Raw genomic sequence first — 14,751 nt, forward strand, 5'->3', positions numbered from 1 at the left:
CGCACCGGTGGTCTTGATGGTCGACGCTGCGCTGAAAGTGCCACTGCTGGCGGTGAGCGCGCTCAGGGCCGCCGAGTTGCCGACTGCGCCGCTGAAGCTGGTGGTGCCGGTGTTCGTGGTGGTGAGCGCGGCGCCACCGTTGACGGTGTTGCTGAAACTGATCGCGCCGGTGCCGGTGCTGATGGTCGTGGTGTCGGAAAGCGTTGTTGTCCCGCTGACGCTGAACGCTGCGTTGTTGGTGGCGTAGTCCCCTTTGAGTGTCGAAGCGCCAATCAAGGTCACGCCACTGGCAGCATCAATGCCAACGGTGGAGATTGTTGTTGCTGTGAGGGCGACGGCGCCGCCGGACCTGACTGAGTGGAAAGCGCTGACTGAGCTGCCGGTGATCGTCAGGTTTCCGATCGGAGTGGTGGCGCCGATCGATTCGGTTAACGAGATCGCTCCCGTGGAACTGATCGTGAGGTTCTTCGGACCTTCGACGGTGTGGAACGTTGCGCCGCCGTTTGCCGTCAATGCGACGTTTTCGGTAAGTCGAGCCGGCGTCAGTGCCGTCAGCGAGCCAGTACCCAGGTTGATATCGGTACTGTTGAACACGATTTCGTTGCCTGCGCCTGCTTGGAGCGTCAGGTTCAGACCGTCGGCCAAGCCGCTTTTCAGAATTCGACCGTTCAGGAAAATGCTCCCGACTGCGTTCAAAACAAGAGAGCTGGTGCCGGTTTTGTTATAACTGAGGTCGGTTGAAAGAGTGATGTTTCCTGGGTCGGAACCGCTGCCCGCTGTTGTTTGAACGGTTACCGTTGCGCCAGCTAGCAGTGCAGTCTCGATCTGCTGGACGCCCAGCGTTGCGCCGGTGTCCGTGGGCGAAAACGGTGTCGATCCTGTGACGTTACTAGAAGTATTGCCGGATATGATTGAGATGTTGTAGGGGTCAATCAGCCAGGTCCCAGCCAGACCGGCATTCGGCGTGCTCATCAACGAAAGGCTGCCGGCCGCCGAAGTCTCGATGAATCCACCGATGCCACCCTGCGTGCTGAGCGAGCCAGCCACAAAGGTGTTCATGTCAGACCACAGGATGATCGATCCGCCTTTGCCGCTTGAGTTGCCATCGGCAACTGCGGTGGCGCCGCTGTTCATATGCAGCTGACGGGCATTCGAGATCGATGTATCGGCACCATGTGCCCCACCACCGATGAGGATCGTCCCTCCGTCGGCGCCGGTCGCATCAAGCCGAGCGCCGGTATCGAGAAGGACTTTTTCGCCTGTTACGGCAATGCGCCCGCCGGTTGAATCGACCGATCCGACATCGACCGAGCCGGAAATTCTTGTGATGCCTTGAGGGCCGCCGTCGAGGATGATCTGGCCGCCGTGCCCAGCGATTGAACGGGCCTGAACAACCCCTTCCATGTTAAGCACGGTGTCTGCAAAGGTGCCTCGGGCGCGCGCCTGCAGGTTGACGTGCCCACCGTCGGCCTCAATTCGTCCGAGTTGTTCGACCCGAGGCGCCAGCGCGCCTTCTTCGACCCGGAAGACCATCAGGCCGTCGCCCTCGACGTCGACCAGTACCGAATCCGCGGCAATCAGACCGACCTGTGCGCCGTCGGCCCGCAATGTGCCCAGGTTGCTGACCTGGGGCGCCAGGAGCACCAAGCCTCCTGCACCTGCGTTGATGTTGCCTTCGTTGCGGATCGAACCCGCGCCGCCGTTTGATTGAAAGCGAAGGCGGTTTGCGAGGAAGTCATCGTTCGAAAGCGATAGCGTCGAACCCACCAGGCCGCCCACATCAACGCGGGCATTTCGTCCGAACACAATGCCGTTCGGGTTGACCAGAAAGACGCGGCCATTGGCCTTCATGTCGCCAAGCAGGTGGCTCGGATCCATGCCGAGCACGCGGTTCAGCACAATCGAGCTTGATGACGGCTGAGCGAACTCCACGCGTTCGCCCGCGCCGATGCCAAAGCTATTCCAGTTGATGATCGCGCGATCGCTCGACTGATTTACGAGGAGCGCATTCGGTGCCGGCGAGCCGACGTTCGCCTGGCCGCTCACGACGACCGGGTCGGTCGGAAGTGCATAGGCAGCGGGGCCACCCAGAAGTGCAAGCGCGACGGCCGTGGCAAGCGTTGAATGGCGGCGCCGAGTGGGAGGAAAGCGGTGTGCTTGATGGCTGGTCATCTGACGGTCTGTCCGCTCAATCCGCTCTTTCAAAACGCCTGGCTTGCAACGAAGTACACGCGGGGCAATCGGTCGGCCGGGTCGCTCACGCCTGCGTCGGTCGCTCGCCATGCCACCGAGAGGCGCATGTTGAACCGCTGGGGCCGTTCCCAAACCAAGCCCAGACCGCCCCCCGCCAGATAGATCGAGTTGTCGAAATCCTTGGGTTGCCGGGACGGGTCATGCCGGACCTGAGCGTAGCCCCAGTCACCAAAGGCCGATAGGGAAAATTCACGGGCCATATCGAACCACCGGGTGGGCGGAAGGAAACGTAGCTCAAGGGTGCCTACATGTCCGCTATCACCAGAGCCCTCACCCGGGGCATATGCGCGAACGCCGCCCTCGCCGCCAAGGCTGAAGCGCTCGGTTGAATCCAGATTGGCAAAGGCGATTTGTCCGGTATAGCGGGCAAACAGCAGCAAGCGGTTGGCAAGGATGGCCTGTAGTCTGGACGCGGATAGCGCGAGTTTCGAGAAGGCCCGCGCATTGTCCAGACCAAGCGCAGGGTTTTCGGGGACCACTTCTCCGTTGCTGTACAGGGCTGAAAAAGAGTTGATGCCGCCGCCGAGAAGACGGTCGCGCGCGTCGCCGACCATCCCGATCCACCCAAGGCGAGTCTGTTTGCGGTTCTCGATGTTCAGCGCGATCTGCGAGTCGACAAAATCCTTCTGGTCGCCACCAATCTGGGCGAAAAGGTTCAGGTTGCGGGTTCTCACCAGCGGGTAGACCGCAAAAGCCGAGAATGCGTCGGTTGTGCCTTCCAGCCCAAGTGGAAAGTCGTCTTCATCGAGCTTGTAGCGAAGATGGGAAAGCGATACGCCAAGCTTGAGCCCGTATCGGGTCAGCGGCGCCGTGTAGTTCGCCAGCGCAAAGGCTAGGCCGCCGGTTTGCGATATCACCCCGTTGAGCGAGAGCCCGTCACCAATGCCCAGCGGACTCATCATCGACGCGCCCACGCCGATCCGGTACTCGCCGGAGTAGCGGGAGCCGATGTTGTCTGCCGTGACCTGACCACCAAATCTTGGGTCGGGCAGGGGGGTGACGACGAGTGTGGCGGTGCCAGGGCGACTGCCTGCCTTGACCTCGAAGCGGGCGTTACCGCCCAGCAGATCGTTGAGCAGGAACACCATGCGCTCAACATCGCGCACTCTCAGTATTTCGCCGGGTTTAATTACCGACAGGTGGTCTTCGATGACACTGCGGCGGATCAGGCTGGCAGGGTTCCAATCCAGATCAATGCGATCGAGCCGACCTTCCATCACCGCGATTTCAATGATCCCATCGCGCGACGCCTGAGCGGGCAAGTAGGCGTAGCCCAGGTAATAGCCGAGTTCGCTTTGCAGGTACTCGGTCGCTGCGGCGGCAGCGTTCGATAGGTCTTCGTAGCTGCGGCCCGTGCCTGCGAAACGCTGCAGCATGGCTTCAAGCGGCGCCGGGTCCGATTCACTTAGGCCGATGATGCGAAAACCCTGGACGTCGATGCGGATATCGTCAGCGGGTTTGCCGAGTTCGGGCGGAGCAGGTTTGGGCGGGGCGGGCGGTTGCTCGGACGGAAGCTGCGCCGGTTTTGCTTCTTCGATCTCGCGCTTGAGCTCGTCAACGTGGGGCACAACGCGCGGCGTTTGCGCAAGGGCGAAGGCCGATGCGAACAAGGGGCTCAGCAACAGAATCTTGATCGCCTGAGGCGGCGCCTTGCGCTTGGCGCAAGCTCCGGGGCTGAGTATTGACGATCGCTTCAATCCTTGTTGCAACCCGAATCCTCTGCAGTGAATGGTTACGGCGGCCAGCCGTGCATCTTGGGTGCTTGTGTGCGAGCTCAGCGTTCAATTCATCACGAATGCAGCGCGATTTTCGTGCGCGTCTGGGTGATCATGAGCTCTCGGGCATGCAATATCTACCAAAATCAAAATGCATGCCGGTGACGGCCTAGGCAGTGGAGTGCGCTCGTGGTTGAGGTGTCTGGTAGCTTTCGCCCGGCACCGCGGAGCGGAGTCCCTCGTGCCCTTCTACTTGCAACGGAATTAACGACATGGCAAAGCCTGCAAACCGAGGTTCATTCTCGCGCCGACAGTTTCTGGCGCTCCCGCTCTTGGCTGCGGCGACATGTCTTGGGGCAAGCGCAGGGCAGAACCGGTTGGCCTTGGTTGTGGGTAACCGGGTCTATCCGGATCCGTTCGACCTGCCGCCAATCCCGAAGAACGTGCGCGATGTCAGTGAGGCACTCGAGCGCCGCGGCTTTCAGGTCACTACGGCTGCGGATCTGGTGACGGCAGCCTTTCAGGGCGTGATGGGCGAATTCGCTGCGCGGGTGCGCGCAGCGGGGCCCGGCGCGATTGCGATGTTCTTCTTTTCTGGCCACGGCGTTCAGGCGGAGGCCGAGAACCTCCTGCTATCTGCGGGCATGAACCCCGCTGGTTTGCCGCGCGAGCTTCTCGGTCAGGCGATTCGATTGCGGCGCGATGTGCTGGATCCGTTAACCAAGCGTCCGAGCGGCCTGACAATGGCGGTCATCGATGCTTGCCGAACGTCGATTACGTCGGTGAATCGGGATCGCGATGGACTTAACCAGATCGAACCCCCGCCGGGCGCACTGATCTCATTCGCAACCGGGGCAGGCAAGCCCGCGATTGCGCCGGTGGATCCGGCCCAGAATACTTTTTACACCGGTTCGTTCGTCCGGGTGCTCAACCAGGCGCCTGACGACGTCTCATTCTCGGAGTTCTTCCGCCTGGTGAAGGCCGATGTGACCCGAACGATGGAGAACCACCCGGTGCGGGCGATACGCCAGATCGCACAGATTCCGTTCATCGCTGAAAACACGCAGGAACGCATTCGGTTGGGCCTTGGGACCGAAATCGCGATCAGCACCGATGACTCCGAAGCCTGGGGCAAGGTCGACAAGCTGTATTGGCCGGCCGAAGTCCTTGCGCACGCAGAGGCCTATCTGCGAGCGTTTCCCGATGGCCGCTTTGCTGCGAGCGCTGCGGTGGTGCGCGATGGAGCGCGTGAGGCGATTGCGGCGCTTGGTTCGCGCGAGGTGCGCCTCTACCGCAGTTCATTCGCTGCCGACATGGGCGATGAGGAGTACCGCAGTGAGCTTCGAAAAGCCGCGCGCGGCGACAAGGATGCTGCAGCGCGGATCGGACGCATGTACCGCGAAGGCATGCATCAGCTTGCAAAGGATCTGAAACGTTGGGAAGGCTGGCTGCAATATTCCGTCGAGTTGGGCAACGGAATTGCCAGCTACGAGCTGGCGCTGCATTACCTGGCGACCGACCAGCCGCACTTGGCGTCGCGCTATGAAGCGCGGGCGCGGGCGCTTGGCTTCACGCCGCCGCCCACGCTGGATAACTCGCGCAAGTAGCGCTTATTTCTGGCGCCCGATTTCGACACGCCGGTTTTCGCCGCCTTCCGGGTCTTTCGGGTTACGGAGCTTCTTCGATCCCATGCCGGCCGCTTCAAGTTGTGCCGGCGAGGCGCCCTTGGCTACGAGATAGTTCTTGACCGCCTGGGCGCGGCGGTAAGAGAGCTTTTCGTTCAAGTCGTCCGGGCCGGTAATGTCGGTATGCCCTTCGATCACGATCTTGTAGCTTGAGTCAGTGCGCGTCTTGAGCACTTCGGCAAAGGCATCAAGCTGATTGCGCAGTTGATCGCTCAGCTCTGCGGAGCCACGTGCAAACGACGCGCCGGGCAGCGAGAAACGCACCGCGGGCTTGAAGCCCATGCACTTGAACCCGCTAGCTTCAAGTTCTTTGCATGAGTCTTCCGGGAAGAGCCCTTCAGAAACAGTTTTTGCGTCGGGCACCTTGGTGCCGAGGTCAACGACGTCTTCCGCCGATGCCTGCGGGAGGTAGCCGAGCGCGCCGATTAACAGTGCTGAAATGAGCGGTGCACGAAAGCGGGTCATGTTTGTTCCTGCAAGAGTTGGGGGGCTTGATTGCACGTTAGCTGAGCCCCGAATGGTGTCAAGGCAACAGGGTCACGTTTGGGCAAAAACAGATTTTACTGCTCAGTCGCGTGAGTCCGTCTCGCGGTAGTAGCTCACAAGGCGCTCGACCTCATTGCGCGAACCCATGACAACCGGGGTGCGCTGATCGAGCGCGCCCGGTTTCACATCAAGGATACGCCCGGTGCCCGTCGATGCGACACCACCGGCCTGCTCCACGATCATCGCCATCGGGTTGGCTTCATAGAGCAAACGCAGGCGGCCGGGTTTGCTGGGGTCACGTTTGTCTTTCGGGTAGATGAAGATGCCGCCACGGGTGATCAGCCGGTGCATGTCGGCAACCATCGAGGCCACCCAGCGCATGTTGAAGTCCTTGCCGCGCGGCCCATCTTTGCCAGCGAGGAGTTCGTCGATGTAGCGGGTGATGGGGGCATCCCACAGGCGTTTGTTGGAGTGGTTGATCGCGAACTCTTTCGTGTCCGCCGGGATCTGCATGTTTCGCTGGGTCAGGAACCAGGTGCCGAACTCGCGATCCAGCGTGAAGCACACCACGCCGGAGCCCACCGTCAGCACCAGCAGCGTCTGCGGGCCGTAGAGTGCGTAGCCGGCCGCATGCTGCTTCGCGCCGGGTTGCAGGAAGGCCTCGGTATCCGGGGCTTGGCCCTCGGGGCAGTGCAGCACCGAGAAAATGGTGCCGACCGAAACGTTGTACTCAAGGTTATTGGTTGCATCCAGCGGATTGAAAACCAGGAGGTATTCACCTTTCGGGTAGCGGTTCGGGATGAGGTAGGGCTCAGTCATCGTGTCTGAGGCCATCGCGGCGAGATGGCCGCCCCACTCATTCGACATCAGGAGTATTTCGTTGGCGACCTGGTGGATCGGGTCGGCCGGGGCGGGCGGGTCGGCCTCATGGCCATAGCCGGAGCCTACGGTCTGCGGGATGTTGGCCTTGCCGACATTGACACTGATGGCGCGCAGCGCGCGCGCGACCACTTCGATGAGCAGGCGAAGATCGCCGGTGATGACCTGATGTTCGCGTTGTTGTTCCAGCAGGTACTGCGTCAGCGTAACCCGTTCCATCGTCGATCTCCCCTTATCGTTTGATGTGTGTCGTCGCCCATTGCAAGCCGGTGCATTCCCCCGAAGCACTGGCTAGACGGTGATGAGTACCATGCAAGCATTGCGCTGCAACATTGGGGATGGCCCCTAGTCGCCAGTGCCGTTCAGCAGATTCTTGGCAATTGCTCGCCACTAAGCAGATCGAGGGGGCGGCGCACGCCGATACGGGTAGTGAGCGACAAACCACTTCTTTGGGACGCCACCACCTGTCCGATCTGCACTGCACCTTCGCACGGCGTGTGCTGTTTCAGGCACGCGCTCGCGGCTTCGGCTTGGGCCTGAGGCACAAACAGGGCAAAGCGGCCCTCGTTGGCGATGTAGAGCGGGTCAAGGCCAAGCACTTCGCAGGCGGCTTCGACCGGCGCGGCAACCGGAATCCTGGCCTCGTCAATCTCGATGGCGAGCCCAGCGCCCGACGAGATTTCGGTCAGTGCGCTGACAAGGCCGCCGCGCGTCAGGTCGCGCATGCAGTGCACCTCGATGCCCTCATCGAGCAGGCTTGCAACCGCACGGTGCAGGCATGCAACATCGCTTTCGATGGCGGTTTCGAACGCGATGCCTTCGCGCGCCGCCATCACCGCGATGCCGTGGCGCCCCAGATCGCCGGAGACGATCACGGCGTCGCCGGGGCGAACGCTGGCAGGGGCAATGGGCGGGCCATCGCGCAGCAGTCCGACGCCCGCCGTATTCAGGAACACGCCATCGCCCTTGCCGCGATCAACCACCTTGGTGTCGCCGGTGACGATGGCCACCCCGGCCGCCTCCGCGGTGCGCCGGATTGTTGCCAGGATGCGATCGAGATCCGCAATCGGGAAGCCTTCTTCCAGGATCAGTGAGAGCGAAAGGAACATCGGCGTTGCGCCGACCATCGCGAGGTCGTTCACCGTTCCACATACGGCCAGCGTACCGATGTCGCCGCCGGGGAAGAAAAGCGGGCGCACCACGTAGGAATCGGTGGTGAAGGCGATGCGCTCGCGTCCGAGGCCGAGCATCGCCGAGTCTGTCTCGCCGATGACGGAGCCTGATACGCCGGGCAGTACATGCCGATTCAACAGATCCTGCATCAGGCGGCCACCGCCGCCGTGGGCCAGCAGCACGCGCGGGTAATCGCTAATCGGCAAGGGGCAGGTGGGTCCGTTCATGTTGAGCCTGTCAGTTCGTGGCGGCGGAAGCGGTAGTAGGCGGCGCACGCGCCTTCGGACGAAACCATGGTCGCGCCCAGCGGGTGTTCCGGGGTGCATTGCTGGCCGAAGGCCGGGCACTGGCTTGGTTTGAGCAGGCCGCGCAGCACGTCACCGGCACGGCAGCCGCGGTCGGTTGCCGGCGCTTGCGGCTTCAGATCGAAGCGCTTCTCGGCGTCGAAGCGGGCGAACGCCGGCCGCAGGCCGAGCCCGCTTGAGGGGATCACGCCCAAGCCGCGCCAGTCTTTGTCGATAGTCTCGAAGACTTGCGCGAGCATCGCCTGCGCGGCGCGGTTGCCCTCCGGCCGCACGGCGCGCCGATACTGGATTTCGACTTCGTGACGGCCGCTCTCCAGTTGGGCAACGCAAGCATGGATACCCTGCATCAGGTCGAGCGGTTCAAAGCCGGTTACCACGATCGGGGTGCGAAAGCGCGCAGCGAGTTCCGGGTATTCGGCGGTGCCCATCACGGCACACACATGCCCCGCAGCAAGAAAGCCCTGGATCCGGTTATCCGGGTCGGAGAGGATTGCCTCGATCGCCGGGGGGACCCTGACCTGCGAAACCAGCATCGAGAAGTTCTCGATCCCTCGGCGGCGTGCCTCAAAGACCGCCATCGCGTTGGCCTGCGAGGTGGTCTCGAACCCGATTGCGAAGAACACGACCTCGCGTTGCGGGTTGGCCGCTGCGATCTCCAGCGCGTCCAGCGGCGAATAAACGGTACGCACGTCGCCGCCGTCGGCCTTCACCATCAAGAGGTTCTGGCGCGCACCCGGCACGCGGAGCATGTCGCCGAAGGAACAGAAGGTGACGTTCGGCCTTGCCGCGAGTTCAAGTGCGGACTCGATACTGGACTCCGGCGTGACGCACACCGGGCAGCCGGGGCCGTGCACCAGTTCCAGGCCCGCTGGTAGCAAAGCATCGATGCCGTACTTCACGATCGCGTGGGTCTGGCCGCCGCAAATTTCCATCAGCGTCCAGGGGCGCGTCATGGTGCGGGCGATTCGTTCGGCCCAGTCGCGCACCAGGGCGCCGTCGCGGAACTCATCGACGTACTTCATTCGGTCGCGTCCAGCGCCTTGAATGCGGCCAGGCTTGCTTGTGCTTCGTCCCGATCCAGCAAACTGATCGCGAATCCAGCGTGCACCACCACCCAATCGCCCACCACGGCTTCAGGCAGGTAGGCAAGGCTGACGCCGCGTATCACGCCGCCGAAATCGATGCGCCCCATGGGGTGTAGCGGATCGCTCTGATCGATTGCGACGATTTCACCAGGTACGGCCAGGCACATGTTCAGGCGTCCTCAAGGGGTGCTTCGGTGGCGACAAGATGCCCTAAGCGGGCCGCGGCGAGTTGACCCAGCGCCAATCCCCCGTCGTTGGGGGGCACGGCCTTGGGCCAGTAAGGGGTGAAGCCGGCATTTCGCAGGTGGTTGACGGTCAGCGTGAGCAGAAGCCGGTTCTGGAAGCATCCGCCGCTGAGCACCACTTGCGGGTGCCCAGCAAGCCTTGCAAGGTCAACGGCCGCGCGGGCCAGCGTGGCATGGAAGCGGGCGGCGAGGGTGTCGCGGGATGCGCCCGATTCCAATGCGGCGAGCAGTTCTGCGAGCATCGGCCGCCAGTCAAGCGCGCGCTCGGTCAAAGGCATCGCGAATGGCGGCCCGGGCTCAGCGCGTTCGGCGGCGAACTGCACTTGCATGGCTGCGTCGCCCTCGAAGTGGCTGCGATCTCGGAGCCCAAGCAGGAATGCAACCGCGTCGAAGAGGCGGCCCACGCTGGTGCACGGCGGGCACCGCACCTCGCGTTCGAGCATGCTGCCCAGCGTCGCGCGCTCACTTGCCGAGAAAGCCCGCAGGATCTCGGGCCGTTCGAGCGCGGCCTTCCCTTCGAATGCGTACATCAGGCCCAGGGCCGCGCGGCGGGGTTCTTCTGCCGCGCGATCCCCGCCGGGCAATGGAAAAGGGTGAAGGCTGGCGATACGCACCGCGCCTGCTTCACTGAGCGAAAAGCATTCGCCGCCGCGCACCACGGCGCCGCCACCGATGCCACTGCCATCCCACGCAATGCCGCTGCAGGGCAGGGTCAGACCGTGCTCGGCGATGCACGCGTGCACATGCGCCAGGTGGTGCCAGACCGCAAGCGCGGGGGTGCCGATGCGGGCCGCCAGCGCGTGGCCGGCAATGCTGCTGGCGTAGTCGGCGTTGGCGTCGACAACCACCCGGGAGGGGCCATCGTCCAGCAAGGCGAGCAGGGTGCTTGCCATGGTCTCGTGCTGCGCGCGCGCTTCAACGGTGTCCAGATCGCCGCCGTGCTGGCTGAGCACCGCAAGCTCGCCCAGCGCAAGGGCCAGCGTGTTCTTCTGCTGCGCGCCAAAGGCGAGGGTTCCACGTTCAGCCTTCAGGGGCAGCGTCTGCGGCACATAGCCGCGCGCGCGCCGCAGCAACTGCGGGCTGTGCAGGACGATCTGCGCGAGCGAATCATCGAGCCGGTTGGTGATGCGGCGGTCGTGCATCAGAAACAGATCCGCGATGCCGCCGAGCGCCAGCATGGCTTCATCATTGTCGATCGCGATCGGTAGATCCGAACAGTTGCCGCTGGTAACGACCAAGGGGCCGCCGAACGCATCGAGCAAGAGGGTGTGCAAACCGCTGGAGGGCAGCATCAGGCCGATCATTGGGCTGTCCGGCGCCACGTTGGCGGCAATCGTATGGCCGCAGCGCTGCGCCAGTACGATGGGGCCAGCGCGGTCGCTGAGCAGGGCGCGGCCTGCAGCGCATAGCTCGGCTACCCGTTCGGCGGCGGCCATGCTGCTGAGCATCACGGCAAGCGGCTTGGCCGGCCGGTGCTTGCGTACGCGCAAGCGTGCCACGGCGGCCTCGTTGGCCGCATCCACCAGCAGTTGAAAGCCGCCGATGCCCTTGAGCGCCAGGATCTGCCCGCTGCGCAGCGCATCGGCGGCCGCCGCGATGCAGGCGTCGTCCGCCGCGACGATGCTCCCCGCGCTGTTGCGCATGCTCAGCCGCGGGCCACACGCATGGCAGCTGATCGTCTGTGCATGAAAGCGCCGATCCGACGGATTGCGATATTCGGCTGCGCAGGCGGCGCACATCGGGAAGTCCCGCAGCGCCGTCCGCGCGCGGTCGAAGGGCTGCGCTTCGACAATGCTGTAGCGCGGCCCGCAGGTGGCGCAACTGATGAAGGGGTAGCGATAGCGACGGTTGGCCGGGTTGCGCATTTCGGCCTGGCATTCCGGGCAGGTCACCGTGTCGGGCAGCAGAGTCGGCGTGCCGGCGTTGCCGCCGGTGCTCGCCTCGATTGCAAAACCGTGCTGACCGATCGCGGCCAGCTCGCGGCGCTCGATGTAATCAATGCGAGCGGGCGCGGGCAGCAGGCTTGCCAACCCGGTTTCGAACGTGCCAAGGGCGTCCTCGCTCCCCTCGACTTCGATCTGGACCGAGCCTGCAATATTCCTCACCGAGCCTGCCAGCCGGTGCTGCATGGCTAGGCGAGCGACAAAGGGGCGGAAGCCAACGCCCTGCACCAGTCCGGTTACGTCCAGTCGCAAGCGGGTCAGGGTGGGGGTGCGTTTGGCCATTGAGTCTGCGCAAAGGAGGGAAGGGCGCATTGTCGGGGCAAGCGTGCCGGCAAGTCACTCATCATCACTGACACTGCGCAAGAAACCGCCAGTTGCCGGGCCTAGAATGAAATCGGCGCCATGCGTCTGCACGGGGCCAGCAACGCCTTGGGGAGGGTGTGCGATGCCGCAGTCATCGAGTCTGGAGCGGGTGCTGACCCGCATTTCCGCGCGCTACCGTGACGAGCCCTATCAGTTGCTGCAGATGCTGCGAGCGGTGCAAGCCTCGTATTCGCATGTGCCACAGTCGGCAATGCAGTTTCTGGCGCGACACCTTGGCGTGCCACTCTCGCAGGTGCAAGGCGTGGTCGAGTTCTACGCCTTCCTGCACGAGACGCCGCGTGGCCGCTACGACGTCCGATTTTCTGACAACATCACCGATCAGATGCTCGGCTCGCGCGGGCTGTGCGAACGCCTTTGCCAACATCTTGAGCTGACGCCGGGCCAGCCGCGCGCCGATGGCAAGGTGACGGTGGACTACACCTCCTGCACCGGCATGAGCGATCAGGGGCCGGCAGCGCTGGTCAATGGCCTGGCAGTGACCCGGCTTGATGTGGGGCGAATCGACGAGATGGCCGATCTGATTGATGCGGGCATCGCGCTGGAAGCGTGGCCAAGGGATTGGTTCGCCGTGCGCGATCACATCCGCCGGAGCGGCCCGATGCTGGATCTGCAGATGGCCCCCGGTGCGGCGCTTGAGGCGGCGGTGGCCCGCGGGGCGTCGAGCACCCTGGCGGAACTGGCGCGCTCAGGCTTGCGCGGGCGCGGCGGGGCGGGCTACCTCACCGCGCACAAGTGGCGCTTCTGCCTGGAAGCGCCCGGGATGGAGCGCTTCATCGTCTGCAATGCCGACGAGGGCGAACCCGGCACCTTCAAAGACCGCGTCCTGCTGACCCGCTATGCCGATGCCTTGTTCGAGGGCATGGCCCTCGCGGGATTTGTTGTCGGCGCCCGCGAGGGCTTCCTCTACCTGCGGGGCGAGTACGAGTACTTGCTGCCGCATCTGGAGTCAGTGCTGGAGCGGCGCCGCGAAGAGGGCCTGCTCGGCGGCAATCTGCTGGGGTCGAGGGTGGGGTTTGATATCTCGATCCACCTTGGTGCGGGCGCCTACATTTGCGGCGAGGAATCGGCCCTGATCGAATCGCTCGAAGGCAAACGCGGGCAAGCGCGGGTGCGCCCGCCATTCCCGGCCATCCGCGGGTATGCCGACAAGCCCACGGTAGTGAACAATGTGCAAACCTTCATCCAGGCGGCCCAGATTTCCGCCATGGGCAGCGCATGGTTCGCCGAACAGGGCACCGAAAAATCGCGAGGCACGGTGTTGTTGTCGATCTCGGGTGACGTGGCTCGCCGTGGCGTGTACGAGTATCCATTTGGCGTCACTGTCAAAGAGGTGCTGGCCGACTGTGGCGCCGGTGCGGTACAGGCGATCCAGATTGGCGGGCCGTCCGGCCACCTGATTGGTGCGGCGGATTTCGAGCGGCGAATCGCGTTCGAGGATTTGCCTACAACCGGCTCGCTCATGGTGTTCGACTGGAGCCGCGATGTGGTGGGGGTGGTGCAGAACTTCTCGCGCTTCTTCCAGCATGAGTCATGCGGCTTCTGTACGCCGTGCCGGGTCGGAACGACCGTACTGAGACAACTCATCGACAAAGTCGCGAGCGGGCACGCCAGCGCGGCCGATCTGGACGAACTCGAAGCGTGCGGCATGGTCACCCGCTCGCTGAGCCACTGTGGTCTGGGCCAGACCGCGCCCAACCCGGTGCTCGACGGCCTCAAGCGCTTCCGGCCAGTTCTTGAGGCGAAGCTCCTTGGCGGCACCGATGGCCCCGGCTTCGATCTCGACGCGGAACTGAGCGAGGCGAGGAAGATCTCGGACGAGAGCCTCAAGGAGGGACAGCATGGCTGAGAGCGGGCAATTTCTCATTGATGGCAAGCCGACGCCATTTCGCGCTGGCCAGACGATCATGCAGGCGGCGGCCGAGGCGGGGCACTACATTCCGCATTTGTGCTATCGCCCGGAGTTTCCGCCGCATGGCTCCTGCAAGCTGTGTTCGGTCAAGGCCAACGGCCGCTTCACCTCTGCGTGTTTCGAGCCGGTGACCGAAGGGATGAAGGTAGAAAGCGAAACTGACGAGATCCAGGGCTACCGGAAGCGGGTGGTACAGATGCTCTTCGCCGAAGGCAACCACTACTGCGCATTCTGCGAGAAGAGCGGCAACTGCCAGTTGCAGGCCGTGGCCTACCACCTCGGGATGGAGGACACCCACTACGCGCACCAGTATCCGCAACGGAAGCTGGACGCCTCCCACCCCGATGCGATGATCGATCACGATCGTTGCATCTTGTGCGAGTTATGCGTTCGTGCCAGCCGCGATCTTGACCGCAAAGAGGTCTTCGGCGTGGCCGGTCGCGGGCTGCAAGCGCGGCTTGTGGTTAACAGTCCAAGCGGACTGCTGGGGGACTCGAACTTCGCCCTGACGGATGCCGCCGCCCATGTTTGCCCGGTCGGGGCGATTCTGCCCAAGCGGCAGGCCTTCACGACCCCCATTGGCATGCGGCGCTATGACAAACACGATATCGGCGAAGAGAGCAGCCTCACCCCCATTGCCGACAAGGGTGAGTAAGAAAGCAGGGGGCGCCGGTATTCGCGCTTGATCC

At 63.5% G+C, this 14,751-nt stretch carries 11 protein-coding genes; 3 read left to right on the forward strand and 8 right to left on the reverse strand.

All coding sequences use genetic code 11. The features are described 5' to 3' along the window. Together OPU71_RS10890 and OPU71_RS10895 are read right to left on the reverse strand one after the other, a co-directional pair. The coding region (locus OPU71_RS10890; protein ID WP_324256057.1) for a filamentous hemagglutinin N-terminal domain-containing protein at positions 1-2,283 on the reverse strand (2,283 nt) is incomplete at its 3' end. Next, positions 2,202-3,875 (reverse strand): ShlB/FhaC/HecB family hemolysin secretion/activation protein, encoded by a 1,674-nt coding sequence (locus OPU71_RS10895; protein ID WP_267727998.1) that lies wholly within the window; start codon positions 3,873-3,875, stop codon positions 2,202-2,204. The genes OPU71_RS10890 and OPU71_RS10895, both read right to left, overlap by 82 nt. Before the next feature lie 365 nt (positions 3,876-4,240). Between OPU71_RS10895 and OPU71_RS10900 the strand changes: the two genes are divergently transcribed. Continuing rightward, on the forward strand, positions 4,241-5,575 hold the full coding sequence (locus OPU71_RS10900; protein WP_267727999.1) for a caspase family protein: 1,335 nt from the start codon (positions 4,241-4,243) through the stop codon (positions 5,573-5,575). Between the two features lie 3 nt (positions 5,576-5,578). Here OPU71_RS10900 and OPU71_RS10905 read toward each other — a convergent pair whose 3' ends face one another. The 6 genes from OPU71_RS10905 to hypF form a co-directional block, all read right to left on the reverse strand. Next, positions 5,579-6,118 carry an OmpA family protein gene (locus OPU71_RS10905; protein ID WP_267728000.1) on the reverse strand — a complete coding sequence of 180 codons (540 nt, stop codon included), beginning with the start codon at positions 6,116-6,118 and terminating at the stop codon, positions 5,579-5,581. A gap of 102 nt (positions 6,119-6,220) precedes the next feature. Further along, the gene (locus OPU71_RS10910; protein WP_267728001.1) at positions 6,221-7,237 is read right to left on the reverse strand and encodes a class 1 fructose-bisphosphatase; all 1,017 of its coding nucleotides are present in this window, start codon (positions 7,235-7,237) and stop codon (positions 6,221-6,223) included. Between the two features lie 143 nt (positions 7,238-7,380). After that, positions 7,381-8,418, reverse strand: a complete 1,038-nt coding sequence (gene hypE / locus OPU71_RS10915) for a hydrogenase expression/formation protein HypE (protein WP_267728002.1) — start codon at positions 8,416-8,418, stop codon at positions 7,381-7,383. Further along, on the reverse strand, positions 8,415-9,518 hold the full coding sequence (hypD, locus tag OPU71_RS10920) for a hydrogenase formation protein HypD (protein ID WP_267728003.1): 1,104 nt from the start codon (positions 9,516-9,518) through the stop codon (positions 8,415-8,417). The genes hypE and hypD overlap by 4 nt, the downstream gene beginning before the upstream one ends. Next, positions 9,515-9,748, reverse strand: a complete 234-nt coding sequence (locus OPU71_RS10925; protein WP_267728004.1) for a HypC/HybG/HupF family hydrogenase formation chaperone — start codon at positions 9,746-9,748, stop codon at positions 9,515-9,517. Before OPU71_RS10925 ends, hypD begins: the two co-directional genes overlap by 4 nt. Before the next feature lie 2 nt (positions 9,749-9,750). Continuing rightward, on the reverse strand, positions 9,751-12,051 hold the full coding sequence (gene hypF, locus OPU71_RS10930) for a carbamoyltransferase HypF (protein ID WP_267728005.1): 2,301 nt from the start codon (positions 12,049-12,051) through the stop codon (positions 9,751-9,753). Between the two features lie 163 nt (positions 12,052-12,214). Here hypF and OPU71_RS10935 point away from each other — a divergent pair, with 163 nt between their 5' ends. Together OPU71_RS10935 and OPU71_RS10940 are read left to right on the forward strand one after the other, a co-directional pair. Beyond that, entirely contained in the window at positions 12,215-13,999 is a 1,785-nt protein-coding gene (locus OPU71_RS10935; RefSeq protein WP_267728006.1) for an NAD(P)H-dependent oxidoreductase subunit E, read from the forward strand. Next, positions 13,992-14,717, forward strand: a complete 726-nt coding sequence (locus OPU71_RS10940) for a 2Fe-2S iron-sulfur cluster-binding protein (protein WP_267728007.1) — start codon at positions 13,992-13,994, stop codon at positions 14,715-14,717. Before OPU71_RS10935 ends, OPU71_RS10940 begins: the two co-directional genes overlap by 8 nt. Positions 14,718-14,751: the final 34 nt, after the last annotated feature.

The sequence above is a fragment of the Niveibacterium sp. 24ML genome (assembly GCF_026586805.1).
Lineage (GTDB): Bacteria > Pseudomonadota > Gammaproteobacteria > Burkholderiales > Rhodocyclaceae > Niveibacterium.